Origin of the sequence: Lentilactobacillus curieae (genome assembly GCF_000785105.2) — a bacterium.
GTDB lineage: Bacteria > Bacillota > Bacilli > Lactobacillales > Lactobacillaceae > Lentilactobacillus > Lentilactobacillus curieae.
This window is the reverse complement of sequence record NZ_CP018906.1, coordinates 134,980-160,122: the sequence shown is the minus strand read 5'-3', so window position 1 is coordinate 160,122 and position 25,143 is coordinate 134,980. Positions and strand designations below refer to the sequence as shown.

Genomic DNA, 25,143 nt, shown 5'->3' with positions numbered 1-25,143 from the left:
AATTGATAAGATTTAGCATCCAGCTGGAATGTGTTAAAATTAACAAGGCTTAGATATTCGAATGGAAAAAATAAAAGTAGATGGGAAGTGTTAGCTTGGTTGATAATTGGGAAGATTTTTTAATTCCGTACAAGCAAGCTGTCGACGAATTAAAGGTAAAACTTCGGGGGATTCGTGGTGAGTACCTAAAAACTGATGGTAGGTCACCAATTGAGTTTGTAACTGGACGGGTCAAACCAGTAGACAGTATAAAGGAAAAAATGGTCCGCCGTCATATTGATGAGGATCGACTTGAAGAGGATATGGAAGACATCGCAGGCTTGAGAATTATGTGCCAGTTTGTTGAAGATATCTATCAAGTCGTTGACCTCTTAAGAAAGCGAACTGACATCACAATTTTAGAGGAACGGGACTATGTTCATAACAAAAAACCAAGTGGTTACCGTTCTTACCACATTATATTTGAGTATCCAGTTCAAATGCTCTCAGGGGAAAAGAAAATTTTGGCAGAAATTCAAGTTAGAACACTTGCGATGAATTTTTGGGCAACTGTTGAACATTCATTAAACTATAAGTATCAAGGGGAATTTCCTACGGAGTTGAAGGACCGCCTTCAAAGTGCCGCAGAAGCCGCATTTCGTTTGGATGAGGAAATGTCTGAGATCCGTGACGAATTGCAAGAAACTAACCGAGTAGATGATACTCACAATACGAGGAAGCCTTCAGATGAGAATAGCAATTTACAGTAACCTAAATGCAGCGTCCAACCGGGTCGCTACGTCGTTAAGGGAGAAAATTGAACAATCAGACACCCTAACAATTGATGGGCTTAATCCGGAAATTGTAATTTCTGTCGGTGGGGATGGAACGCTACTATCAGCGTTTCACCACTACCAAGACATTATTGAAAAGGTGCGGCTTGTTGGGATTCATACAGGCCACTTAGGCTTTTATACTGATTGGCGGGACTACGAAGTTCAAGAATTGATTGATAGTTTGGAAAATGACGATGGTCAAAGCGTGGTTTACCCGTTGCTAGACATTAAAGTTAACTATGCTGACCATTCTCCAAGTGACTTTGGCTTGGCTCTAAATGAATCAACCCTTAAGCAGATTAGTGGTTTAATGGTTGCAGATGTTTTCATCAAAGAACAGCTATTTGAGAGTTTCCGTGGTGATGGTCTGTGTATCTCAACTCCTAGTGGGTCTACTGCGTATAATAAATCTGTCGGTGGAGCAATTATTAACCCAACTTTGAGTGCCATTCAAATGGCAGAGATTTCTTCAATCAATAACCGAGTATTTAGAACTTTAGGTTCACCCCTGATTATTTCACCCGACGAGTGGATTAAAATCATTCCTAACACTAATGCTCGGACGATTTTGACCTGTGATCACCAGGTGATTTCCACTAAGGTAATTTCCTCAGTTGAATACCGAATTTCCAAACGTAAGGTTAAATTTGCCCAGTATCGGCATACACAATTTTGGAAACGGGTAACGAATTCATTTATTGGTGAGGTTGACTCTGGTGATTAAATTTAACTACCGGTATGAGGGAAGTTCGCCAATTAAGGTGCGAACTTTTATTATGGAGCACGGGGTAACTCGGACACTCCTCAAAAAAATCAAGTTTCATGGTGGCGACACACTGGTAAATGGAAAGTCAGTCTTTGCTAATACAATGATCAGCCACGGTGATGAAGTTACTGTGGTTCTGCCGCCTGAGGAGGGAAACGACCACGTTATTCCTTCATATGAGCCGATTAATGTAGCCTATGAAGATGATAACTACTTGATTGTTAATAAGGATGCGGGGGTTGCTTCGGTACCTTCGCATATTTACGCGGCTGATTCATTGGTCAACCGGGTGAAGGGTTATTTCACCAAGAACGGTAAACCGGATCAAAGAATCCACATTGTCACCAGATTGGATAGGGATACCTCTGGATTAGTGATCTTTGCGAAGCATCACTTTGCTCATTCAGTGTTAGATAAAGCGTTAAAAGACAGGACAATCCATAAGGAATATCTAGCGGTTGTTGCTGGAAATTTAATTTCTAAGCAAATCGAGATTCGCCTCCCAATTGGTCGAGCTGAGGGATCATTTGTTAAAAGAACTATCCGGGAAGATGGTAAGCAGGCGTATACTAGTGTTTATCCTGAGCAGGTTTTGGGTGATAGTAGCCTGGTTCGAGCAGTTATTCATACTGGTAGAACCCACCAAATCAGAGTTCACATGGCGGCTGTTGGCCATCCTTTGTTAGGAGACTGGTTGTATAACGAAGATGACAAACGAATGCCACGACAGGCACTACATTGTCACCATGTTAGTTTTTACGATCCGTTTAAAGAACAACAAATTTCTGTCGAAGCGAATATGCCTGAAGACATGGCACATTTTGTTGCTAGTAGACAGTTAGTTAGTGGATAAATTAAAGAGAGATGCACTGAAAGTATTTGTCGAAATTGTAAATACTTGCTATCGTCTGAGGAGCGTTACAAAAATCAATGATTTTTGTAACGCTCCTATTCACGTAAGAAGCAGGCGAACACTGTGATATAATTGAGTTCGTTGAACCTTTAGATTAATAATAGATGGAGAAATTAATATGGCTAACCACATTGTTTTATTTGAACCATTAATGCCAGCTAACACTGGTAACATTGCAAGAACTTGTGCTGGAACGGATACTGTACTTGACCTAATTGAACCACTGGGATTTAGTGTGGATGATAAACACCTAAAGCGTGCTGGCTTGGACTATTGGGATAAAGTTAAAATTAACTATCATAAAAATCTTCAAGAATTTTTGGATACTGTTGAGAACAAGAAGAATCTTTTCCTAGTTTCAAAGTTTGCAGAACAAGATTATACAGAACCTGATTATTCGGATAATACGCAAGATTATTACTTATTGTTTGGTAAGGAAACTACGGGGTTACCTGAACCATTTATGCGTAAGAATCCAGAAAAGGCAATCAGAATTCCTCAAGATGATAGTCACATTCGGGCATTGAACTTATCGAATAGTTGTGCAATCGTTATCTATGAAGTGTTACGTCAGCAGAATTTTAACAGTCTAGAAAAAACACATATGTATGAACACGATAAATTGAAATAAGCATAGGGGGAATGATGATGGCAGCTAAGAAAAAGCGCCGGAAAACGATAAAGAGAAAAACTAGTAGTAAAAAGTCCACTGGCTTTTTTGCCCGTTACTGGGTAAACATTACTGGAATCATCATTATTCTTCTGGCAATTAGTGGGCTGTTCTCGGCTGGAATGGTTGGAGCATTCGTAGTTAACTGCGTTCGTTTTTTCTTAGGCAGTCTATACGTTGTGGGATTGATTGGAGTTTTAGCAGTTGGAATAGCATTAGCTGGATTTTCAAAAGTGCCAGCGATACCTGTTAGGATTTGGTCTGGAACACTTTTATTGTTGCTTGGAATTACGCTGTGGCTAACTCTAATTCAGTATACTTCGGCACCACAGCCAGTTAATTTCGTGACGGCAAACTGGGAGAAGCTGCTCGACGATGTGAACTCTGCCAACGTTAATTCAGATATTGGTGGTGGAATTATTGCTGCAGCATTATTCGCGGGGATTAAATTATTATTAGGCAAGATTGGAGTCGGAATCATTTCCAGCTTACTGATTCTAGTTGGACTATTTGTGCTGTTTAATGTTTCTGCATCTAAGGCGTTTCTTGCCATTAAAGAATCAGTTGTTTTTTGTGGACTTTCACTTAAGAAGTTTTTTAACCTCGGTAAGTCTGCAGGGAAGACGGCTAAACAAAAATTGGCTAGTAAGCAGCACCAGCAATCAACTCCAGTTGCTCAGGAAACCTCCTCAATGCCGGTTGGTGATGACCAACATGATGATGCGCCATTTTCTCCGGCAGACATAACTGTTTCAGGGATGGCGGTTGCTGATAAAAAACCGGTTGAAGACAAGCAACCAGAGAAAAAGAAAAAATCAAAAAACACTCCAGAAATTGATGAGCCTAAACACGAAGTTCAGTTAGTAGATGTTCAAGAGGACGATAATTATAAATTGCCAACACCTGACCTGCTAACTAAAATTGATCAAAATGACCAATCGGCTGAGTTAAAGTCGATTGATAAGAATGCTAAAATTCTCCAAGAAACATTGAATAGTTTTGGAGTTAAAGCTCAGATCAAACATGTTAGTCTAGGACCATCAGTTACAAAGTACGAGCTTCACCCAGACATTGGAGTTAAAGTTAGCCGAATTGTTAATTTGGCGGATGACATCGCTCTTGCACTGGCGGCTAAGGATATTCGAATTGAAGCCCCAATTCCTGGAAAGTCATTAATCGGGATTGAAGTTCCTAACCGACAAATTGCAACGGTCTCGTTCAGGGATGTTGTTGAGGCTTCCCCTGATAATCATGGGCATCTGTTACAAGTTCCGCTTGGGAAAGACGTAAACGGTAATGTGATTACTGCGGATTTGACGAAGATGCCGCACTTGCTGATTGCAGGTTCAACCGGTAGTGGTAAGTCCGTTGCAATTAACGGGATTATTACTAGCATCCTATTAAATGCCAAGCCAAGCCAAGTAAAGTTAATGCTGATTGACCCGAAGAAAGTTGAGTTGGGAGTTTACAACGGAATTCCTCATTTGCTGAGTCCAGTTGTTTCTGAACCTAAAAAAGCTGCTAGAGCACTTCAAAAAGTGGTTAGCGAAATGGAAAATCGTTATGAATTGTTCGCTAAGTATGGCCAAAGAAAGATTAGCACCTACAATGAGTTTGTTGCTAAGAATAATCAGCAAAACGATGTTAAGTTACAGCCAATGCCATACATTGTTGTAATTGTTGATGAGTTGGCAGACTTAATGATGACGGTATCTAATGATGTTGAAGCTGCAATTATTAGACTGGCTCAGATGGGGCGGGCTGCTGGAATTCACATGATTTTAGCAACTCAACGACCATCGGTTGATGTTATTACTGGTTTAATCAAGGCCAACGTGCCTTCAAGAATTGCATTCGCAGTTTCATCAGGAATTGATTCAAGAACTATCATTGATACAAATGGTGCTGAAAAGCTTCTTGGACGTGGGGATATGTTGTTCTTACCAATTGATTCCAATACTCCAGTCCGTGTTCAAGGTGCCTTTATTCCAGATAAGGACGTTTCTACAGTTGTTGACTTCATTACTGACCAAGCTTCTGCAGAGTACGACGAATCGATGATGGTTTCTGATGAAGAAATCAAAGAGGAAGATCAGTCCGACTCAGATGATGACCTGTTTAATGATGCGTTAGAATTTGTTGTTGATCAGCAAAAGGCAAGTACATCATTATTACAACGGCACTTTAGAATCGGGTATAACCGGGCTGCTAGGTTGATTGATGACTTAGAACAGCGTGGATACATTGGTCCTCAGGACGGAAGTCGCCCTCGACAGGTGTTTAAACAAAAACCTGAATAAACAAAAAGAGTGACGGAAAATTAATTCCGTCACTCTCGTTATATAGCCATAGTTTGTTATTTGGTTTAAAATTGACCCATTAAGGTTATTACAGCTGACAACACTAAGGAAGCGACAGTTGCAATGATCATAATCCAAACAAAAACAAGCGTAATTTTTTGAAATCTAGTTCTTTTTTTGCGAGCCAATATGTGCACCACTTTCTCAATAGTTTACCTTAAATCAGTGTAACGTTGTTTGGTAAGCAATGCAATATGAACATTCAAATGGGGGAAAAATCTGTGCGGTTAATAATTAATGGTGGCAACCTGAAACTGGTTGCCTTACAGGTATTAGTGCTGTTAGCACTGGCATTTTTTGTGGTGTTAATCAAAAAGATAAAGTTTTTAAAAACTAGAATTAAAATAAATCCGCTTGATCTGTGGCCACCTTTTCTAATCGTTTTTATTCACCAACTATCAAGTAACGGTCCACATGGTACGCTGGTTCCGGAGGTATTAGTGGTTTGGTTTGCTGTTGCACTCGGGATATTGATTTGGCGAATCTTTACGGATCAGCAGATGAATTATCGGAAAACGTTGATCTTGCTTTGGCGACTTTCAGACCTACTATTATTTATAGCTTGGCTAGTTGTAATGGTGATGAGTTTAACGTGGAGGTAAATTAATGGCAAATTACATACAATCAATTCGTGGCAGGGTCGGTCACATGCCGATTATTTTGAATGCATGTGCTGGTGTTTTATTTGACGATCAGGGACGAATTTTACTTCAAGAACGGACGGATACAAATAATTGGAGCCTTCCGGGTGGGTACATGGAATACGGCGAGAACTTTGAACAGACGATTATCCGTGAGTACAAAGAAGATAGTGGGTTAGAGATTAAACCCGTTAAGCAGTTGGCAGTATTTGACCAAGGTTTTACTGAGTATCCTAATGGGGATGTTTGCCAAGTGATTTCAGTGTTATTTGAAGTTGAAAAAGTGGGTGGTAGGCGAATCACTGAACGCCAATTTGAAACTATTGGTACCGATTTTTTTGATAGTCACCATATTCCACCACTACTAAATGAACAAACGCAAGAAATGCTGAATTTTGCTTTTGAGTATAAACAGTAATAGTATTGATTCTACGTGATGTTGTTCACAGTTAACCATTAAAAGTGAATAAGTACTTTTTAACCATAACCAGAGTTTATTTCATGTAAATTCTGGCTATTTTTTTGGACTTTTTTAAAATTCACCACCATTTACCACATAAACAAGAATGCTTGTATATCAATGATAAGGTCATGATGAAAAGAAAAAATTCAAAAAATATTTGAATTTTCATTCACTTTGTGGTTGATTGTGGGTAATTGTGGTAGAATGTGATTGTGGAATTATTTTAGGGGGTGATGAAATGTTCATGGGTGAATATAAACACAATATTGACGCCAAGGGACGGATCATCATTCCTGCAAAGTTTCGGCAAGACCTCGGGGAAAAATTTGTCGTCACACGGGGTATGGACGACTGTTTATTCGGTTACCCGATGGATGAATGGGAGAAATTTCAAAACAAGATCAATGAGCTACCAGTAAGTAAGAAGGATGCCCGATATTTCACTAGGTTTTTCTTCTCAGCTGCTGTCGAATGTGAGTTTGACAAACAGGGAAGAATTAATATTCCTAGCAATCTTCGTGGTTACGCAAAGATTGCCAAGAAGTGTGTGGTCGTTGGGGTTTCTAATCGTTTTGAAATCTGGAGTGAAGATCTTTGGGAAGACTTCAGCAAAGAAGCTGAAGAAAATTTTAATGAAATTGCTGAAAATATGATTGATTTTTAAGCCGTTTTAAAATCTAAAAGGAGGGGGAACGACGAGATGGCGGAATTTTCGCACGTTACGGTTCTATTAAACGAAGCAGTTAATGAATTAAATATTGATCCAGCTGGTACGTACATTGATGCCACGCTTGGTGGCGGGGGTCACACAAGTAATATTCTTAAGCATATAGAATCTGGCCATCTGTATTCCTTCGACCAAGATGAAACGGCGATTGAATATAATCAAGACAAGCTTGCTGATTACATAAGCAACAATAAGTTAACGCTCGTCCATAATAATTTTAGGAATTTAACCACTGAGATGAATCAGCGGGAAATCGAAAAAGTTAATGGTGTCTTGTATGACTTAGGTGTTTCATCACCACAGTTTGACGATGGTGACCGCGGATTTAGTTATCGGTACGATGCCAGACTAGATATGAGAATGAACCAGGAACAGGATTTAGATGCCTGGAAGGTCGTCAACGAATGGCCATATGAGCAACTTGTTAGAATTTTCTTCCGTTATGGTGAAGAAAAGTTCTCAAAGCAAATTGCCCGTAAAATTGAGGAACAAAGAGAAAAGGAACCAATTGATACTACGGGGCAATTGGTTGAAATTATTAAGGATGCGATTCCAGCGGCTGCAAGGCGGCATGGAGGTCATCCTGCGAAAAAGGTCTTTCAAGCGATTAGGGTGGCAGTTAACGATGAGTTATCTGCTTTGGAAGATTCTTTGGAATCAGCATTTGATCTGCTAAATGTGGGTGGCAGAATTTGCGTTATTACATTCCAATCGTTAGAAGACAAATTAGTGAAGTCGATGTTTAAGGAAAAAAGTTCATTACCTGATGACTTACCTTCAAACTTACCGATTATTCCTGAGGGGATTAAGCCTAAGTTCAAGTTAATTACGAGAAAGCCAATTTTGCCAAGTGATGATGAGCAGGAAGCAAATCATCGTTCGCATAGTGCAAAGTTGCGGGTAATTGAACGAATTAAAGACTAATAATGTAAAAGGGGATACATAAAATGGCTCAAAATAATTTAGCACGGGAAATTTTTCAACAACCAAAAACAACAACTTTTGCACCAGAACAACCGGCAGTTAAATCAGAACCAAAGGTAAAAGAAAGATTAAAAGTTTCAACCTTCGAAAAAGTGTTAGGGGCAACCCTAGCTATCGTGGCATCAGTATTGATGATTTATGTTGTTTCATCAAAAATTGCGCTAAGTAATTCTCAACATGAGTTACAGCAACTAGACAATCAGGTGGCAACAATGCATAATAAAAATACAAACTATAAACAGCAAATCGGGGAATTGCAAAGCAGCAGTAGATTAGAAAAAATCGCTAAAAGCAGCGGTATGTCGCTTTCTAACTCGAACATAAGGAATGTCACGAAATGAAGGATTCATCAAATCAAAATGAAGAAGAATTAAAGGCCAAACAAAATCGAAAAAAAGTGGGTGTCACCCTATTTTTCTTTTTTATTTTGGTCTTTTTTGCCCTTGGATCAAGAATGTTTGTGATTGCGGTTGGCAAGAATGTTAAGAATGTGAACCTCTCTAAGCGAGCGGAGCAGCTGTATACACAAACCAGAACGCTAAAGGCGAAGCGCGGAACAATTTATGATGCCGATGGCGAGCCATTAGCAGAAGATACCAGTACTTACTCACTTTACGCAGTTTTGAGTAAGAGCCAAGTTGGTTCAGATCATAAGCCACTTTACGTGGTTAACAAGAAAAAAACGGCAAAGGTTTTAGCTAAGTACATACCGTTATCAGAAAAAAAGATTTATAAGGCACTGACTCCAAAAAATAAGGATACGTTCCAAGTTGAATTTGGTAGTGCTGGAACAAATATTTCGGTTTTGACTAAGGAAAAAATCGAAGAACATAAGTTACCAGGGATAAACTTTATCCAGCAACAAGCACGATCGTATCCAAATGGAATGTTTGCATCTAATTTAATTGGACTAGCAACTCCAAAGAGTGACAAGAAGACTGGGGCACAGAACTTAGTGGGCCAGATGGGAATCGAAAAAGCGTTTAACAGCGAATTGTCTGGTGAAAATGGTTATCGTGACGGTCAGTATGATGTGTATGGATACAGACTGCCGGGACGTAAGCAAAAGGAACGCCCAGCCCAAAATGGTGACAATGTTTACACAACGATTGACAGTCATTTACAAAACCTAATGGAAACTGAAATGAGTGCAGTTCAGTCCGAGGTTCACCCAGCATCTATGAACGCAATCCTAATGGAAGCAAAGACGGGAAAAATTGTGGCAGTTTCTCAACGGCCATCATTCAACTCGTCTACTTTGAAGGGATTAAACACAGCTTGGACTAATAACCTGGTCCAGGACTCGTTTGAACCAGGTTCTACGATGAAGATATTTACCATGTCTGCTTCGATTAATTCGGGGCATTACAATGGAGATGCCTTATATGAATCAGGTCGTTATGCAGTTGATGGCAAAATCGTTCCTGACTGGAACCAAGGTGGTTGGGGATACATTACTTATAACAAAGGGTTTGCCCTTTCAAGTAACGTTGCCATGGCTCATTTGGAGCAACAGATGGGTGCTAAGACTTGGAAAGATTACATTAAACGATTCCAATTCATCACAAGTACTGACAGTGGTTTAGCGGGCGAAACAACTGGGAAATTACAATTCCAGTACCCAATCGAGCAAGCTGATACTGCGTTTGGACAAGGTATCGAAGTAACTGCCATGCAAATGATGCGTGCTTTGTCAGGGGTTGCCAATAACGGTAAGATGATGAAACCTTACTTCATTTCAAAGGTCACTGACCCAAGCAACAAAAAAGTAATCAAACAGTATAAACCAGAAGTTGTTGGCCATCCAATTAGTGCAGATACCGCCAAAAAGGTGCGTAAGCACATGGAAGACGTTGTTTATAAGAGTTACGGAATCGGTGGCGACTATAAGATGAAGGGTTATCGAGTTGCTGCTAAGACCGGTACCGCGCAAGTAAGCAATGGCGCAGGCGGGTACGCATCTGGGGACGATAGTTATCTTTACTCTGTTGCCGGAATGCTACCAGCTAAGAATCCTAAGTATGTAATGTACATTACTATGAAACAGCCTAAGCTAACGGGAACGAAGACAGCTACCCAATTGATGGCGCAAATTTTCAAGCCAGTACTGAGTCGGGCATTGCAAAGTGCTAATGGTGGTAAAAACGAAACGGTTCGTACGGTTCCAGAAACCCAATTTAGGGCGACGGACGTTGCTAAAAAGTCGTTAACTGAACATGATTTTGAAGCATCGATTATTGGTGATGGTAACTTAGTATCAAAACAATCTGTTGCCGCTGGAACTAAGGTAAAGGGCGACAAGCGAATTATCTTGCTGACCAATGGCAACTGGACGATGCCAAGAATTATCGGTTGGAGTAAAGCTGACGTTCAAGAATTATGTAAGTTGACTGGAATGAAACTTGAAGCAACGGGATCTGGGTATGCTGATAGTCAGAGTATTGCATTTTCTAAGAAGATAAAGGAAAATGAAGTTTTGAAAGTAAATTTTGAATAGTTAAAAAGGATGGAAGAAAACGATGAGTAATTGGTTAATACCACCAATTTTAGGATTTTTAATCACGGCAGTCTGTATGCCTAGCTTGATCAAGTATTTTAGAAGTAAAAAAGAAGGTCAGATGATTCGTGAGGAAGGGCCATCATGGCATGAGAAAAAGTCAGGGACTCCAACAATGGGAGGAATTCTGTTTATCTTTGCCATTACCCTAGTTGATCTGATTTATGGTGGTATTAAAGGCTTACTAAGCCCATCGCTACTAATATTACTGTTTGTTTTAGTTTTCTTTGGACTTTTGGGGATGTTTGATGATAGCATTAAAATTTTTAAACGCCAAAATGAAGGCCTAAAAGCATGGCAGAAAATGTTAGGCCAAATCGTGATTTCGGTAATATTTGCTATCGTATATATTTCCGAAGGTTTTCCAATGGCCATCAAGATTCCGTTTGCGGGTGACTTAAATCTTAGTTACTTGTATATCTTGTTCGTGATTTTTTGGTTGGTTGGATTTTCAAATGCTGTTAACTTAACAGATGGATTAGATGGATTAGTTTCCGGTTTGGGAATTATTGCTTTTACAGCATATGCAATTATTGCTAATGCTCAGGGCCAAACTGATGTCATGGTATTTTGTATCACAGTTGTGGGTGCGTTGATTGGCTTCTTTATCTTCAATCACAAGCCAGCAAAAATTTTCATGGGAGATATGGGGTCACTTGCTTTAGGTGGGGCCATTGCAGCGGTCTCGATTTTGCTGCACCATGAATTCTCACTGTTAGTAATTGGGTTGATTTTTGTTTTAGAGACTGCCAGTGTAATACTGCAAGTCGCTTCGTTTAAATTAACCGGTAAACGGATTTTCAAAATGACGCCAATCCATCATCATTTTGAAATGTTGGGCTGGTCAGAATGGAAGGTCGATTTCACATTCTGGGGCATCGGTCTAGTGATGGCCGTAATCGCAGTAAGCACAATAGCCTAAGTAAAACTGGATTTTATCCAGTTTTTTGTTGTATTTAAGTCGATATTTTAAAGTTGAAGGGAAAACACTATGAAAATGATTGATGATTACAAGCAAAAAGATGTTTTAGTTTTGGGGGCTGGTAAAAGCGGTACAAATGCAGCCAAAGTACTTAAGGAATTAGGTGCAAACGTCACTTTAAACGATGCAAAGGACAGAAGTGATTTACCGGAACTAAATGAAATTGAAGACTTGGGGATTGAAACAATTACTGGTGGCCACCCTGATGACTTATTGGCACGCCATTTTGATGTATTGGTTAAGAACCCGGGAATCCCGTACGATAATCCTGTAGTTGCTGCAGCAGAAAACAAACAAATTCCAATTATTACGGAGGTTGAACTCGCAGCCAAAATTACGGATGCGGAGATTATCGGTGTAACTGGAAGTAACGGTAAGACTACCACGGTAACAATGATTGCTAACATTTTGAACCAACAAAGAGATAAAGGAACAGCGTTTGCTGCCGGAAACATTGGAATTCCTGCAACTGAGGTTGCGCAAAAGGCAACAAAGGACGATACAATTGTGCTGGAACTTTCAAGTTTTATGCTATTAGGAATTAAGGAATTACATCCACATGTAGCGGTTTTGACAAATATCTTTTCTAATCATTTGGATTACCATAAGACTAGAGAGAACTATGTGAATGCGAAGATGAGAATTACTATGAACCAGACAGCTGACGACTTCTTCGTAGTCAACTTTGATAATGAGGAATGGCGTAATCTAAGTAGTAAATCAAATGCAACCGTTGTCCCATTTTCAAGGGAGTCCGTTACCGATAAGGGAGCATACGAACGGGACGGAAAACTGTACTACAACGACGAATTCATTATGGATGCCGATGATATCAAGGTTCCTGGAAAACAAAATGTTGAAAATGCGCTTGCAGCAATTGCCACTGCTAAAGCCCTTGGCAAATCCAATTTAGCCATTACCAATGTTTTAGAGACGTTCAAAGGGGTTCGTCACAGATTGCAATTTGTACTTGAATCTGACGGCCGCCGTTTCTACAATGATTCAAAGGCAACAGATATTGAAGCAACCCAAATTGCCCTTGAAGGCTTTGATAAACCAATCGTTTTAATTGCTGGTGGCCTTGATCGTGGTTACACTTTTGACAAATTGGTGCCTCAGCTTAAAGAGCACGTTAAAGCTGCCGTTTTATATGGCGAAACTAAAGAATTGCTCGAAGATGCAGCGAAAAAGGCCGGTGTTGACGACATTCAAATTGTCGATACCTTGGCAGAGGCTGTACCCAAGGCGTATGCAGATAGTGACAGTGGGGACATTATTCTACTTTCACCAGCTAATGCTAGCTGGGATCAATTCAAAACCTTTGAAGAACGTGGCGATAAGTTTGTAAAGGAAGTTGAAAATCTAACCCATAAACAGGAGGAAGCAGAATGAGACTCATAATTTCAGGTGGAGGTACTGGTGGACACATCTACCCAGCACTCGCAATCATTGAAGATCTACTGAAGCAAGAACCTGATTCTGAAATTCTTTACGTTGGGTCAGAGCGAGGCTTAGAAGGTGGCATCGTTAAAAAGCAAGGGCTGAAGTTTATTGCTTTAGAAATCCAGGGCTTTAAACGGTCATTATCTTTGGATAACTTTAAGACAGTTGCTTTATTTTTAAAGAGTGTCAAGAAGTCCAAACAAATCATTAAAGATTTTAAACCAGACGTTGTTATTGGAACGGGTGGGTATGTATCTGGTGCGGTAGTCTATGCAGCAGCCAGGATGAAGGTGCCAACGTTGATCCATGAACAAAATAGCGTTGTTGGGCTAACAAATAAATTTTTAAGCAGATTCGTTGATAAAATTGGGGTTGGTTTTGAAGCTGCTAAAAGTCAATTTCCTGCTGATAAGGTTGAATTTGTCGGTAATCCGCGAGCACAGCAAGTAGCAAACATGCACAGCGACTTTAAATGGTCTAATATTGGATTAGCAGACAATAAGCAAACCGTTTTGATATTCGGAGGTAGCCAGGGGGCACCTAAGATTAATTCTGCCGTAGTTGATGCAATTAATAAATTTAGTCAAAGAGACTACCAAGTAGTTTTTGTTACCGGGCAAAAGCGGTATGATGGCATTATGCAGCAACTTGATAAAGTTCAATTGGCTAACAACGTGAAGGTCTTGCCTTACATTGACAATATGCCTTCTGTACTGCCAAGGGTTGACTTGATTGTCGGGCGCTCAGGGGCAACAAGCATTGCTGAAATTACAGCACTTGGGATTCCGGCGATTTTGATTCCGAGCCCATACGTTACTGCAGATCACCAAACTAAGAATACAATGAGCTTAGTCGATAATCATGCTGCTTTAATGATTAAGGAAGATGAGCTGAACGGTGAATCATTATTGAAAAATATTGATCGATTAATGCATGATGATGACGAAAGAAACCAGATGGCTGAACACTCAAAACAAATGGGGGTAGTTGATTCAGCTGATCGAGTCTTGAATCTTGCGAGGTCGATTCATAAATAGCCATTTGTTAAGGGGAAATTGTGATGGCAAAGAAGAATAAGCATGAAGAAGAACTAACGCCGTGGGAACGAATAAGTAATGAACAAAAAAGCCAAAAGAAAAAGCATAGAAATCATCGAAAACGCGATTCACGGAAATCGAAATTAAAAGATTTCCAAGTTACTAATTTAAAGCGAATGTCACCCTTATTGGTGATTTTTACTTTAGGACTGTTGATCTGTTTATTCTTTGTTACGCCATATAGTCGGGTAAGCAAAGTAACAATCACTGGTAATGAGATGGTTAGCACAGCAACAATTAATAAGTTTACGTCGGTGAGAAAAAATGAACCATTGATTAACGTTTGGGGTCACCAACATAAATTGGCAACGGAATTAAAGAATAAAAGTCAGCGACTGGATTCGGTTAAAATCTCTACCAGAAACTTTAACGAAGTACTGATTAAGGTTAAGGAGTATCCAACGATAGGCTATTTATACATTGACCGTGGATACCAACCAATTTTAAAAAGCGGGGTCATTATTAAAAATAAGATTTTGAACCCAACGGCAAATTACCCAATCGTTAAAAAGTTTAAAGATCCAAAGATATTGAAAAATTGTTTGGCACAGTATAAAAAAATTGAACCAGATGTTAGGGCAAACATTGTGACGGTTTCTTATTCACCAACTAAGTTAAATAAGAATCGGGTGGTGTTGAAGATGCACGACAAAAACGTTGTGCTTGGCACCATTAATACATTTGGCGATAAGATGAATTACTATCCAAGTATGGTTTCTAAGTTGAAAAGTAAGAGTGTTATTGATATGCAGGTGGGAGCATATTCATACCCAATGAAGTCTAAAAAGGCTTCTGCTAGTGGTACCGTTTCCACTAAAAAGCAACCGCAAACCACTAAGCAAAAGCAGAACACCCGTTCCACTACTGGTAGATAAGGATTTTGCGACTCAATTATCTTTTTTAATTGAAACGGGTTGTGGTAGAATTGGTTTGTATTAAAAATTTATTAATAGTGTGGAGGTTCCTTACATAATTATGGATAATTCAGGTTTATATGTGGGACTTGATATAGGAACCACCTCAATAAAAGTAATTGTTGCAGAAAAAGTAAAAGGGCAATTGAACGTTATTGGTGTGGGGAATGAACCATCTAATGGTTTAAGCCGTGGTGTTATTGTCGATATCGACCAAGCGGCAGAAGCAATTAGGGGCGCAGTAAATCAAGCTCAAGAAAAAGCAAGTATTGAAATTAAAGATGTAATTGTTGGTGCACCTGCCAACATGTTGAGAATTGAACCATGTAACGGATTGATCACAATTGATGACCAGTCACGAGAGATTACTGCTGAGGATGTCCGTAATGTCGCATCTTCAGCCATGGGAACAAGTTTGCCACAGGAACGTGAAGTGGTTGACATCCAGCCAGAAGAGTTCATCGTTGATGGGTTTGACGGCATTAAGGATCCTCGTGGAATGGTTGGGGTTCGTTTAGAGATGCGTGGTAAGTTAATCACTGGCTCTAAGGGAATTATGCATAACTTACAGAAGGCAGTTGAGAAAGCTGGTTTAAACATCCAGTCAATGATTTTGACTCCATTGGCAGAAGCTCACCAAATGCTAAATGATGGTGAACAAGACTTTGGGACAATCATCATTGATTTAGGTGGCGGTCAAACTACTGCAACTGTTTTCCACGATCATCAATTAAAATTTGCAACAACTGATTCTGAAGGTGGGGAGTACATAACAAAGGATATTTCCATTGTGTTGAACTCATCGATGAGTAACGCCGAAAAAATTAAGCGAGATTATGGGTACGCAGATTCGTTCCAAGCTTCTTCAGACAATGAATTTCCTGTTGAAGTTGTCGGGCAATCAGAACCAACCTACGTTGACGAAAAGTACCTAGCCGAAATTATCGAAGCTAGATTAAGTCAAATATTTGACCGCTTAAAGGATCAACTAGAACAAGTGTCTGCACTAGACTTACCAGGGGGTATTGTTTTGACTGGTGGGGTGGCTGCATTGCCAGGAATTGCTGACTTAGCAGCTGACCAGTTTAACGCCAATGTTAGGGTTTATATTCCTGATCAAATGGGATTAAGACACCCATCGTTCTCGTCAGTTTTATCACTTGTTTCTTACTATTCAGACTTATCTGATATTCAGTTGACGACGCGTTCGGCAGTTGGAGCTACCATGACCAAGGCTCCTAAAGTTGTTGAACAAAGTGCTCAGCCTACAAGTAAGCCTGCAAAGCAAAGTAAACCAAAACGACCAAAAAATAAGAAAAAGCGCGGTGAAGGAATCAAAAACTTCTTCAGCGACTTCTTCGATTAGGAATATCAACAAAACGGAGGTAATAAGAATATGGAATACTCACTTGATTCCGCACAAAGCCATGGTGCGAAAATTAAAGTATTTGGTGTCGGTGGTGGTGGTAGTAACGCCGTTAACCAAATGATCAGTCAGGATGTTAAGGGTGTTGAATTTATTGTTGCTAACACTGATGTTCAAGCACTAGAAACATCAAAGGCAGAAACTAGAATCCAACTTGGACCTAAACTTACTCGGGGACTTGGAGCTGGCTCAAACCCAGAAATTGGTGCTAAGGCCGCTGAAGAAAGCGAAGAAGCAATCACGGAAGCACTTGAAGGTGCAGACATGGTCTTTGTTACTGCCGGAATGGGTGGTGGTACTGGTAACGGTGCTGCTCCAGTAGTTGCCAAAATCGCAAAGGATTCAGGCGCACTGACAGTTGGTGTTGTTACTCGACCATTTAGTTTTGAAGGACCTAAGCGTTCTAAATACGCTGATGATGGCGTTGCTCAACTTAAGGAAAACGTTGACACATTAATCGTAATTTCAAACAACCGGTTATTAGAAATGGTTGATAAGAAGACACCAATGATGGAAGCCTTTAAAGAGGCAGATAACGTTCTTCGCCAAGGTGTTCAAGGTATTTCTGACTTGATCACAAGCCCTGGTTACGTTAACTTGGACTTCGCTGATGTTAAGACAACAATGTCTGATCAAGGTTCAGCCTTGATGGGAGTTGGTACAGCTAACGGTGAAAACAGAACTGCAGAAGCTACTAAAAAAGCCATTTCATCACCTTTACTTGAAGTTTCAATTGATGGTGCTGAACAAGTTCTACTTAACATTACTGGTGGACCAGACCTATCATTGTTTGAAGCCCAAGATGCTTCCGACATTGTCGCCCAAGCTGCAACAAGTGACGTAAACATCATCTTTGGTACTTCAATTGATGAAAACCTTGGTGATGAGGTTCGAGTTACTGTAATTGCAACTGGAATCGATGCCCGCAGAGAACAACAACGCGGTGGTCGTGGTGAGGCTAGACGTTCACGTCCAGCAACTAGATTTGCTGCACCTCAACAACCACAAGCAGCACCAGCTTCTAATAATGACAGAGATTTAGCTGATACCTCTGATAGACAACCTGCTGAAGACCCCTTGGGCAACTGGGACATTCGTAAGCAACCATCAAGTTCCAGAACTGATGCCCCAGACAGTGGTCAGTTTAATGACGTTGAAAAAAAGGATTTTGATCCATTCCAAGCAGATCTTCCGGATGATGATCCTACAAAGGATAGCGGCGACGACGCTGACGATGTTCCACCATTCTTGAAGCACCGTCGTAACCGTTAATATCAAACCAAACTGCCAGAAGTTGGGTCTGAAAGGAACAATATGTCACAGAAATTCAATTTCGCAACTTTTTTTGGAATGGAAGAGCCTTCCCAGGAAAAGCAGCAGAAAAGAAATAATGTCGTGTCTATGACACCAAAAGAACCGCTAAAAAGTAAAATAATCGTGTTTGCTCCGGTCAGTTATTCAGACACTGACATGATTGCTCAAAAGCTAATGGATGGGGATGCAGTTATCGTTAAATTTGATAACTTGGATGCCAATTCTTCTGCTAGAATGGTAGATTTCCTAAATGGAACAATCTTTGCCATTCATGGAGCAATCAACAGGTTGGATAAAAACATCTTTATTTGTACACCAGCGAACTTTCAAATTTCTAAGTAATCTGGATTTTAAGGAGAAAATATTTGGTAACAATTGTATCTTATATCGTTTGGGCGCTAGTCAAGTTGATTAACTTGTACATGTTGCTGATTGTTATTTATGCACTACTCAGTTGGTTCCCAGGAGCTTATGATTCTGCAATCGGCAGATTTTTAGCAAAGATTGTTGAACCATATCAAAGTCTATTTAACTTTGCTAGTTTTGGAATGCTAAGTTTTGCACCGGTGGTTGCATTATTGGTCCTGTACTTCATTCAAATGGGGATAATGTACGTTGGCCAAATGCTAGTTGGATTTTAATTAATCGGGGGAAGTAACGATGGTTGAGTTAAATATTTCACAACACTTTCGTCCTGAAGAGCAGGAGTTCTTGGAATCGGTTGAGGATATTTGTGGCCGCGCCGAAAATGAATATCGACCAATTCTGACCGATTTTTTAAATCCTCGTGAAATGTACATTTTTGAAGCAATCGCAAACCGGTTTGATTCAGTATCATACAAGTTTTTTGGCGGTCATCAGGGTGCCGAAATGAAGAGAGCCTTAGTCTATCCAGACTACTTTGAACCAACTGATGATGACTTTCATATCACTGCGTTTTTGATTGATTATCCAACCAAGTTTGCCACGCTTTCGCATGGACAAATTTTAGGAACCGTTATGGGTAGTGGAATTAATCGAGATGTGATTGGGGACATCATCACTGATGGTGAAACATGGCAATTTATGTGTGAAGCTGAGATGGGTGATTACCTTCAGCAACAGATTGAAAAAATCGGTAAGATCAAGGTTAAATTAAAGCCAATTGATGTGGATCAGCTAATTTTTCCAGTGGATGAATCTGAGGAAAAGGGTGCGAGCGTTTCGTCACTTAGACTTGATGCAATCGTTGCTGAAGGATTCAATATCTCCAGGCACCACGCAAAGGAATTAGTTGAGGGGAAATCAGTTCGACTCAATTGGGCAACAGCAGAACGTCCGGACGTGGAAGTTTCTGTATCTGATGTTGTTTCTGTTAGAAAGTTTGGCAGAATCAGTGTGAGGGATGTTGCCGGAATTACCAAAAAAGGTAAAATTAGAATTGTGATGAACATTTTGAAACGTAACAAATAGGAGGGATGCGTCATGGTATTAAGTCCACAGGACATTCATAACAAGGAGTTCTCGTCAAAATTAAGGGGTTACAATGTTGACGAGGTTAACGATTTTTTAGATCAAATTATTAAGGATTATCAATCAGTTCTTGAAGAAAACAAGGAATTACGTTCACAACTTGGTGAAAGTAAGGACAAGTTAACGTATTTCAATGATTTGAAGGATTCTTTGAACCAATCAATCATCGTTGCTCAAGAAGCCGCTGATAAGGTTAAAACTAATTCTAAAAAAGAAGCAGAAATCACTAATCGTGAAGCCCAAAAGCGTGCTGATGACACTGTTAACGCAGCTAACGGTAAGGCTAACAAGATTCTTGAAGAAGCTTCAAAGCGAGCTAAAAAATTGGCTATTGAGACTGATGACCTGAAGAAGGATACCCGCGTATTCCGTCAGCGCCTACAAGTTATGCTAGAAAGCCAGCTTGAAGTTATTAAGGGTCGTGATTGGGATCAGCTAGTTGAAGATTCAGGCACAACAACTTACGAAGATATCGAAAAGGTTGTATCTGAACTTGACAGTAATTCCACTAAGAGCGTACAATCAGATTCACAGCAGAGTGAATCTGCAGACCTAGTTGAGGATACTCCAGCAGTTGATGATTCTAAAGAAACTGTTGTTATTTTCCCGGACGGTCAAACTAAATAAGATTCGATTAGAGAACAGAAAGAGATTAACGATACTTTCAGAGAGCTAGTGGTTGGTGAGAGCTAGTATTCAACGTTAATTTCAGATCACCTCTACATATATCGAAGTTCAACGAGAGAATTTTTAATTCTAAATTTGGGTGGTACCACGGAGATTTCGTCCCTTGCGATGAAGTCTCTTTTTTATTTTCTAATTTGAATCAGGAAAGGATGTCAGCTATGCGAGTCAAAGATACTCTGAACCTTGGAAAAACCAAGTTCAAAATGCGTGGAAATCTTCCAGTTAAGGAAGCGGAACGTGAACAGGCATGGGACGAAAACGAAGTTTATCAACTTCGTCAAAAATTAAATGAAGGAAAGCCATCATTTGTGCTTCACGACGGGCCTCCATATGCAAACGGTGATATTCACATGGGTCATGCCATGAACAAGATTTCAAAGGATATTATCGTTCGTTATAAGTCAATGAATGGGTTCCGAGCTCCCTATGTTCCAGGATGGGATACTCATGGATTGCCAATTGAACAACAATTGACCAAGGCAGGCTATGACCGTAAGAAAATGACAACTAACGAATTCCGTAAGCTTTGTCGTGATTACGCCTTGGAACAAGTTGAACGGCAAAAGGCTGGATTTAAGCGTTTAGGAGTTGCAGGCGATTGGGATAACCCATACCTAACTCTAAAGCCTGAGTTTGAGGCCCAAGAAGTTCGGGTGTTTGGTGCATTCGCTAAACGTGGATTGATCTACAAGGGTAAGAAGCCTGTTTACTGGTCATGGTCATCAGAATCAGCTTTGGCTGAAGCTGAAGTTGAATATCATGACATTACTTCACCATCAGCATTCTATGGTGAAAAGGTTGTTGACGGTAAAGGCGTTTTGGAAAACGACAACACATACATGGTTGTTTGGACAACTACTCCTTGGACGATTCCAGCTTCAGAGGGAATTACTGTTGATGCTGACTTTGACTACTCGGTTGTTCAACCAGAAGGTGATGACCGCAAGTTTGTTATTGCCACTGAATTGCTTGCTAAAGACGAAGAATTGTTTGGCTGGAAAAACGTTAAAGAACTCAAAGTTGTTAAGGGTCGCGACCTTGAATACGTTCTTGCAGAACACCCATTTGACCATGACAGAAAGTTAGTTACGATGTTGGGAGACTTCGTTACTCTCGATGCCGGTACTGGACTTGTCCATACCGCTCCTGGTTATGGTGAAGATGACTTTAACATTGGCCGTCAATATGACTTGGATATTTTTGCTCCAGTTGATGATAAGGGTTACCTTACCGAAGAAGCCGGTGCTGATTTTGCGGGAGTTTTTTATGATGACGCTAACGAAATCGCTCTTGATAAATTAAAAGAACAAAATTTATTGCTTGATTACATGCCAATTGAGCATAGTTACCCATTTGATTGGCGGACTAAGAAGCCAATTATCTTCCGGGCAACTCCTCAGTGGTTTGCCTCAGTTGATAAGATCAAGGATGAAATTCTTGATGCAATCGACGAAGTTGAATTCTTCCCATCATGGGGTAAAGTTCGGCTTGCTAACATGATTAAAAACCGTGGTGATTGGGTGATCTCTAGACAACGGGTCTGGGGTGTTCCACTACCAATCTTCTACGGTGAAGATGGCGAAGCAATTATCACTGAAGAAACAGTTAACCACGTTGCCGACCTATTTGCTGAATATGGTTCAGATGTTTGGTTTGAACGTGATGCTAAGGACTTGTTGCCAGAGGGATTCACTAGTGAACATTCACCTAATGGTGAGTTTACCAAGGAAAATGACATCATGGATGTTTGGTTTGATTCTGGTTCATCACATCAAGGTGTTCTTGCTGAACGAGATGAATTAACTTACCCTGCTGATATGTACCTTGAAGGTTCTGACCAATACCGTGGCTGGTTTAACTCAAGTTTGATCACAAGTGTTGCCGTGTCTGGTCATGCACCATACAAACAGGTTGTATCACAAGGATTCACCCTTGATGGTGAAGGTCACAAGATGAGTAAGTCACTTGGTAACACCATTGCTCCTGATGAGGTCATCAAGAAGATGGGTGCCGAAATCGTTCGTTTGTGGGTTACCTCAGTGGATACTTCAGCCGATGTGCGGGTCTCAATTGATAACTTTGTTAAGATTTCTGATTCATACAAGAAAATTAGAAATACCGTTCGTTATCTATTAGCCAATACGTCAGACTTTGATCCAAAGACTAACGCCGTTGACTTTAACGATCTTGAATCAGCTGATAAATACATGATGGTTGCCCTCAACGAGTTCGTAAAGGGTGCTAAAGCAGATTATGATAACTATGATTTTCTTGATTTGAATAAGAAGTTATCAAACTTCATTATTAATGATCTATCTGCATTCTATCTTGATTTTGCTAAGGACGTTGTTTATATCGACCGTGAAGATGGTCATAAGCGCCGTTCAATGCAAACCGTTATGTATGCAGCTGCAGTTGCATTGACTAAGTTGATGACCCCAGTACTTCCTCACACTGCTGAAGAAGTTTGGGAATTCTTAAAGGAACCAGAAGACTATGTTCAACTTTCAGAAATGCCAGAAGTTCAGGATTATGCCGGTGCTGATGAATTGTTGACCAACTGGCACAAATTTATGGAAGTCCGTGGCGATGTGTTGAAAGTGCTTGAAGAGGCTCGTGACAACAAATTGATTGGTAAATCTTCAGAAGCTGCATTAACAATTTATGCAACTACTGGGGTTAAAGATTTGTTTACTAAATTGGATACTGATTTAGCAACTGTTTTGATGGTTTCTCAATTAAATGTTGAAGACTTTGAAGCAGCTGGTGATGATGCCGAAAAATTTGACTCAGATGGTTTAGCCCTTGCAGTTAAGCACGCTGAAGGCCAAGTTTGTGAACGTTGCCGTCTCACAAAGACCGACGTTGGTGCGGATACTGACTACCCAACTCTATGTGCTTCATGTGCAGAGATTGTTCGTAGTGAATTTCCTGAAACCGCAACTGAAGGTTTTGAAGAAAAATAAATTGCAATAGCTTGATAACTCCCGTAGATTAAGTCTGTGGGAGTTATTTATTTAAGGAGGAAATATTATGTTAAAAGGAACGATTAAGAGTTACAACGAAAAGAATGCGTTCGGATTTATTGATCAAGATGATGAAGAAGAAGATTTGTTTTTCTTTAAGGATGCTGTAAGATCTGACCAAATCTATCAAATTGCCGCCGGTAAACGGGTAGAATTTGTGACAGCACCAGGAAAAAAGGGCCCTCAAGGAGCTAAAATTTCAATCATTGAAGACTAATTATTTGGTGGATTGCATTCAGCAATTTTTCTATGTAAAATGGTTTTAACGATGAAAATGGGTGATTTTGTGGATTTTGAAGAAAAAGTTTTATCAACGGAAGAAGTATACGACGGCGCAATTATCAACGTTGTTCGTCAAAAAGTTGAGTTACCAGATGGCCAGATAAGTCATAGAGATATAGTTCGTCATGCAAAAGCAGTGGGGATTTTGGCTTTAACTGATCAAAATGAAATGATTTTGGAACGTCAATGGCGGGCACCAGTTGCAAAGACAGTCTTGGAAATTCCAGCCGGAAAAGTTGATAGCAGAGATGAGGCAAATCTGGATCACGCTGTTTATCGGGAACTAAACGAAGAAATTCGGATGGTGCCTAATCACGTTGAGCGGTTGTGTGGCTTTTATTCGACTGTTGGTTTTAGTGACGAATTCATGGAGTTATACTTAGCTTCTGATTTAAAGCCGGTTGAAGATGAACTTCCCCGTGACAAAGGTGAGTTCTTAGAACTATCAACTGTATCATTGCCAGAAGCACTTAAAATGGTTAAGAGCGGTGAAATTGAGGATGCCAAGACAATCACTGCAATCCTGTACTGGCAGATGCTTGATCAACAGAAGTAGGTGATAATATGGCTGATAACCAAAATAACCAAGAACCAGAAAATCTTACTAGAAGACAATATAGAAAAATTCGGGGGAATAAACGCCCCCAACAAAAAGATGATGATCTAAATCCAGGCGATTTTGAACCCTCAGAACGGGTTTCAAGAGTTAGCCCTGGGGAAACTCAACCAACCAACAACGAGGATTATAAGACACCACGTTGGCTAAGAATTAATCGCCGACTTAACATCTCAATTGGTGTATTGATTGTGTTGATCATTATTGTCTATTTAATATTGTTTTTTGTGAACTAGGAGAAAATTATGATATACGGAATTATTTGCGCAATGGATGAAGAACTTGCCATCCTAAAGAGTAATTTAGATAACGAAATTAGCAAACAAGTTGGCCATACTGAGTTTTTTGGAGGGTCAATTTTTGGACAGGCAGTGATCATTGTTCAATCAGGAATTGGTAAAGTCCAAGCTGGAATTACGGCTTCAATTTTAATTAATGAATTTGAGGTCGATGCCTTAATTAACTCCGGCTCAGCTGGCGGAATCGGTGAAGGCCTTTCAGTTGGAGAAGTAGTGGTATCTAGTCAAACTGCCTATCACGACGTTGACGTGACCGCTTCAGGCTATGAAGTTGGCCAACTACCTGGACTACCTGCCAGATTTGATGCTGATCCTGAACTAGTTGATGAAATCATGGCTGCAGCGAAAGCTAGCGGAATGGAGTCACAAAAGGGATTAATCGTTTCTGGTGACCAATTTATTGCCGATTCTAAAAAAATAGCAACGATTAAAAACAACTTTCCAGACGCAATGTGTTGTGAGATGGAAGGCGCCGCGATTGGCCAAGTTGCTTATGAAAACGGCATTCCCTATGCAGTGATTCGAGCAATGTCAGATGTTGGGGACGAAGATGCTGACCAATCGTTTGATGAATTTATTATTGATGCGGGAAAACGCTCAGGACAAATGTTACTTAACTTATTCCAGGAACAATCATCAAGGAAGTGAA

Annotated in this window: 27 protein-coding genes; 26 read left to right on the top strand and 1 reads right to left on the bottom strand. The window is 40.1% G+C overall.

The features are described 5' to 3' along the window. Window positions 1-95: 95 nt before the first annotated feature. The 5 genes from yjbM (at window position 96) to PL11_RS00865 (ending at window position 5,464) form a co-directional block, all read left to right on the top strand. Entirely contained in the window at window positions 96-749 is a 654-nt protein-coding gene (yjbM, locus tag PL11_RS00885) for a GTP diphosphokinase (protein ID WP_035168598.1), read from the top strand. Beyond that, window positions 727-1,539, top strand: a complete 813-nt coding sequence (locus tag PL11_RS00880; protein ID WP_035168596.1) for an NAD kinase — start codon at window positions 727-729, stop codon at window positions 1,537-1,539. Before yjbM ends, PL11_RS00880 begins: the two co-directional genes overlap by 23 nt. Continuing rightward, on the top strand, window positions 1,532-2,434 hold the full coding sequence (locus PL11_RS00875) for an RluA family pseudouridine synthase (protein ID WP_035168594.1): 903 nt from the start codon (window positions 1,532-1,534) through the stop codon (window positions 2,432-2,434). The genes PL11_RS00880 and PL11_RS00875 overlap by 8 nt, the downstream gene beginning before the upstream one ends. A 178-nt stretch (window positions 2,435-2,612) precedes the next feature. Next, window positions 2,613-3,125: a tRNA (cytidine(34)-2'-O)-methyltransferase gene (locus PL11_RS00870; RefSeq protein WP_035168592.1), complete on the top strand. Its 513-nt coding sequence runs from the start codon at window positions 2,613-2,615 to the stop codon at window positions 3,123-3,125. Between the two features lie 17 nt (window positions 3,126-3,142). Beyond that, on the top strand, window positions 3,143-5,464 hold the full coding sequence (locus PL11_RS00865; protein WP_035168590.1) for a DNA translocase FtsK: 2,322 nt from the start codon (window positions 3,143-3,145) through the stop codon (window positions 5,462-5,464). A 65-nt stretch (window positions 5,465-5,529) separates the two neighbouring features. Here PL11_RS00865 and PL11_RS00860 read toward each other — a convergent pair whose 3' ends face one another. After that, window positions 5,530-5,652 (bottom strand): DUF4044 domain-containing protein, encoded by a 123-nt coding sequence (locus tag PL11_RS00860; protein WP_078256877.1) that lies wholly within the window; start codon window positions 5,650-5,652, stop codon window positions 5,530-5,532. A 93-nt stretch (window positions 5,653-5,745) separates the two neighbouring features. Between PL11_RS00860 and PL11_RS00855 the strand changes: the two genes are divergently transcribed. From PL11_RS00855 to PL11_RS00755, 21 genes are all read left to right on the top strand, one after another. Beyond that, complete coding sequence (locus tag PL11_RS00855) at window positions 5,746-6,126, top strand: DUF3397 family protein (RefSeq protein WP_052127849.1); 381 nt, start codon at window positions 5,746-5,748, stop codon at window positions 6,124-6,126. 4 nt (window positions 6,127-6,130) lie between these two features. After that, the gene (locus PL11_RS00850; RefSeq protein ID WP_035168589.1) at window positions 6,131-6,583 is read left to right on the top strand and encodes an NUDIX hydrolase; all 453 of its coding nucleotides are present in this window, start codon (window positions 6,131-6,133) and stop codon (window positions 6,581-6,583) included. A gap of 283 nt (window positions 6,584-6,866) precedes the next feature. After that, complete coding sequence (gene mraZ, locus PL11_RS00845; RefSeq protein WP_035168587.1) at window positions 6,867-7,292, top strand: division/cell wall cluster transcriptional repressor MraZ; 426 nt, start codon at window positions 6,867-6,869, stop codon at window positions 7,290-7,292. 36 nt (window positions 7,293-7,328) lie between these two features. Next, complete coding sequence (gene rsmH / locus PL11_RS00840) at window positions 7,329-8,279, top strand: 16S rRNA (cytosine(1402)-N(4))-methyltransferase RsmH (RefSeq protein WP_035168585.1); 951 nt, start codon at window positions 7,329-7,331, stop codon at window positions 8,277-8,279. A gap of 23 nt (window positions 8,280-8,302) precedes the next feature. Continuing rightward, window positions 8,303-8,680, top strand: a complete 378-nt coding sequence (gene ftsL, locus PL11_RS00835) for a cell division protein FtsL (protein ID WP_035168583.1) — start codon at window positions 8,303-8,305, stop codon at window positions 8,678-8,680. Beyond that, window positions 8,677-10,836 (top strand): penicillin-binding transpeptidase domain-containing protein, encoded by a 2,160-nt coding sequence (locus PL11_RS00830; RefSeq protein WP_035168580.1) that lies wholly within the window; start codon window positions 8,677-8,679, stop codon window positions 10,834-10,836. The genes ftsL and PL11_RS00830 overlap by 4 nt, the downstream gene beginning before the upstream one ends. Before the next feature lie 22 nt (window positions 10,837-10,858). Further along, window positions 10,859-11,818: a phospho-N-acetylmuramoyl-pentapeptide-transferase gene (gene mraY, locus PL11_RS00825; RefSeq protein WP_035168578.1), complete on the top strand. Its 960-nt coding sequence runs from the start codon at window positions 10,859-10,861 to the stop codon at window positions 11,816-11,818. A 69-nt stretch (window positions 11,819-11,887) separates the two neighbouring features. Continuing rightward, window positions 11,888-13,270 (top strand): UDP-N-acetylmuramoyl-L-alanine--D-glutamate ligase, encoded by a 1,383-nt coding sequence (gene murD, locus PL11_RS00820; RefSeq protein ID WP_035168576.1) that lies wholly within the window; start codon window positions 11,888-11,890, stop codon window positions 13,268-13,270. Further along, window positions 13,267-14,358 (top strand): undecaprenyldiphospho-muramoylpentapeptide beta-N-acetylglucosaminyltransferase, encoded by a 1,092-nt coding sequence (gene murG, locus PL11_RS00815; RefSeq protein ID WP_035168574.1) that lies wholly within the window; start codon window positions 13,267-13,269, stop codon window positions 14,356-14,358. Before murD ends, murG begins: the two co-directional genes overlap by 4 nt. Before the next feature lie 23 nt (window positions 14,359-14,381). Then, complete coding sequence (locus PL11_RS00810; protein ID WP_052127848.1) at window positions 14,382-15,293, top strand: cell division protein FtsQ/DivIB; 912 nt, start codon at window positions 14,382-14,384, stop codon at window positions 15,291-15,293. Window positions 15,294-15,393: 100 nt separating this feature from the next. Continuing rightward, window positions 15,394-16,698, top strand: coding sequence for a cell division protein FtsA (ftsA, locus tag PL11_RS00805; protein WP_035168572.1), 1,305 nt, complete (start codon window positions 15,394-15,396; stop codon window positions 16,696-16,698). 30 nt (window positions 16,699-16,728) lie between these two features. Continuing rightward, window positions 16,729-18,030: a cell division protein FtsZ gene (gene ftsZ / locus PL11_RS00800; RefSeq protein ID WP_035168570.1), complete on the top strand. Its 1,302-nt coding sequence runs from the start codon at window positions 16,729-16,731 to the stop codon at window positions 18,028-18,030. Between the two features lie 129 nt (window positions 18,031-18,159). Beyond that, on the top strand, window positions 18,160-18,414 hold the full coding sequence (locus tag PL11_RS00795) for a cell division protein SepF (protein WP_237047501.1): 255 nt from the start codon (window positions 18,160-18,162) through the stop codon (window positions 18,412-18,414). A gap of 23 nt (window positions 18,415-18,437) precedes the next feature. After that, window positions 18,438-18,713 (top strand): YggT family protein, encoded by a 276-nt coding sequence (locus tag PL11_RS00790; protein ID WP_237047500.1) that lies wholly within the window; start codon window positions 18,438-18,440, stop codon window positions 18,711-18,713. A gap of 19 nt (window positions 18,714-18,732) precedes the next feature. Further along, the gene (locus tag PL11_RS00785) at window positions 18,733-19,524 is read left to right on the top strand and encodes a YlmH family RNA-binding protein (RefSeq protein WP_035168567.1); all 792 of its coding nucleotides are present in this window, start codon (window positions 18,733-18,735) and stop codon (window positions 19,522-19,524) included. Window positions 19,525-19,536: 12 nt separating this feature from the next. Further along, entirely contained in the window at window positions 19,537-20,211 is a 675-nt protein-coding gene (locus PL11_RS00780) for a DivIVA domain-containing protein (protein ID WP_035168566.1), read from the top strand. A gap of 218 nt (window positions 20,212-20,429) precedes the next feature. Further along, window positions 20,430-23,237, top strand: a complete 2,808-nt coding sequence (gene ileS / locus PL11_RS00775) for an isoleucine--tRNA ligase (protein ID WP_035168565.1) — start codon at window positions 20,430-20,432, stop codon at window positions 23,235-23,237. Window positions 23,238-23,304: 67 nt separating this feature from the next. Further along, entirely contained in the window at window positions 23,305-23,514 is a 210-nt protein-coding gene (locus PL11_RS00770; protein ID WP_035168564.1) for a cold-shock protein, read from the top strand. A gap of 69 nt (window positions 23,515-23,583) precedes the next feature. Next, on the top strand, window positions 23,584-24,135 hold the full coding sequence (locus PL11_RS00765) for an NUDIX domain-containing protein (RefSeq protein ID WP_035168625.1): 552 nt from the start codon (window positions 23,584-23,586) through the stop codon (window positions 24,133-24,135). An 8-nt stretch (window positions 24,136-24,143) separates the two neighbouring features. Further along, window positions 24,144-24,431: a hypothetical protein gene (locus PL11_RS00760; protein ID WP_035168563.1), complete on the top strand. Its 288-nt coding sequence runs from the start codon at window positions 24,144-24,146 to the stop codon at window positions 24,429-24,431. A gap of 9 nt (window positions 24,432-24,440) precedes the next feature. Beyond that, entirely contained in the window at window positions 24,441-25,142 is a 702-nt protein-coding gene (locus tag PL11_RS00755; protein ID WP_035168562.1) for a 5'-methylthioadenosine/adenosylhomocysteine nucleosidase, read from the top strand. Window position 25,143: the final 1 nt, after the last annotated feature.

Excerpts from the sequence above, each read along its gene's own strand:
- PL11_RS00880 (WP_035168596.1), top strand. The coding sequence starts at position 727 with ATGAGAATAGCAATTTACAGTAACCTAAATGCAGCGTCCAACCGGGTC.
- PL11_RS00870 (WP_035168592.1), top strand. The coding sequence starts at position 2,613 with ATGGCTAACCACATTGTTTTATTTGAACCATTAATGCCAGCTAACACT.
- PL11_RS00865 (WP_035168590.1), top strand. The coding sequence starts at position 3,143 with ATGGCAGCTAAGAAAAAGCGCCGGAAAACGATAAAGAGAAAAACTAGT.
- PL11_RS00850 (WP_035168589.1), top strand. The coding sequence starts at position 6,131 with ATGGCAAATTACATACAATCAATTCGTGGCAGGGTCGGTCACATGCCG.
- mraZ (WP_035168587.1), top strand. The coding sequence starts at position 6,867 with ATGTTCATGGGTGAATATAAACACAATATTGACGCCAAGGGACGGATC.
- rsmH (WP_035168585.1), top strand. The coding sequence starts at position 7,329 with ATGGCGGAATTTTCGCACGTTACGGTTCTATTAAACGAAGCAGTTAAT.
- ftsL (WP_035168583.1), top strand. The coding sequence starts at position 8,303 with ATGGCTCAAAATAATTTAGCACGGGAAATTTTTCAACAACCAAAAACA.
- PL11_RS00830 (WP_035168580.1), top strand. The coding sequence starts at position 8,677 with ATGAAGGATTCATCAAATCAAAATGAAGAAGAATTAAAGGCCAAACAA.
- mraY (WP_035168578.1), top strand. The coding sequence starts at position 10,859 with ATGAGTAATTGGTTAATACCACCAATTTTAGGATTTTTAATCACGGCA.
- murD (WP_035168576.1), top strand. The coding sequence starts at position 11,888 with ATGAAAATGATTGATGATTACAAGCAAAAAGATGTTTTAGTTTTGGGG.
- murG (WP_035168574.1), top strand. The coding sequence starts at position 13,267 with ATGAGACTCATAATTTCAGGTGGAGGTACTGGTGGACACATCTACCCA.
- PL11_RS00810 (WP_052127848.1), top strand. The coding sequence starts at position 14,382 with ATGGCAAAGAAGAATAAGCATGAAGAAGAACTAACGCCGTGGGAACGA.
- ftsA (WP_035168572.1), top strand. The coding sequence starts at position 15,394 with ATGGATAATTCAGGTTTATATGTGGGACTTGATATAGGAACCACCTCA.
- ftsZ (WP_035168570.1), top strand. The coding sequence starts at position 16,729 with ATGGAATACTCACTTGATTCCGCACAAAGCCATGGTGCGAAAATTAAA.
- PL11_RS00795 (WP_237047501.1), top strand. The coding sequence starts at position 18,160 with ATGACACCAAAAGAACCGCTAAAAAGTAAAATAATCGTGTTTGCTCCG.
- PL11_RS00785 (WP_035168567.1), top strand. The coding sequence starts at position 18,733 with ATGGTTGAGTTAAATATTTCACAACACTTTCGTCCTGAAGAGCAGGAG.
- PL11_RS00780 (WP_035168566.1), top strand. The coding sequence starts at position 19,537 with ATGGTATTAAGTCCACAGGACATTCATAACAAGGAGTTCTCGTCAAAA.
- ileS (WP_035168565.1), top strand. The coding sequence starts at position 20,430 with ATGCGAGTCAAAGATACTCTGAACCTTGGAAAAACCAAGTTCAAAATG.
- PL11_RS00770 (WP_035168564.1), top strand. The coding sequence starts at position 23,305 with ATGTTAAAAGGAACGATTAAGAGTTACAACGAAAAGAATGCGTTCGGA.
- PL11_RS00760 (WP_035168563.1), top strand. The coding sequence starts at position 24,144 with ATGGCTGATAACCAAAATAACCAAGAACCAGAAAATCTTACTAGAAGA.
- PL11_RS00755 (WP_035168562.1), top strand. The coding sequence starts at position 24,441 with ATGATATACGGAATTATTTGCGCAATGGATGAAGAACTTGCCATCCTA.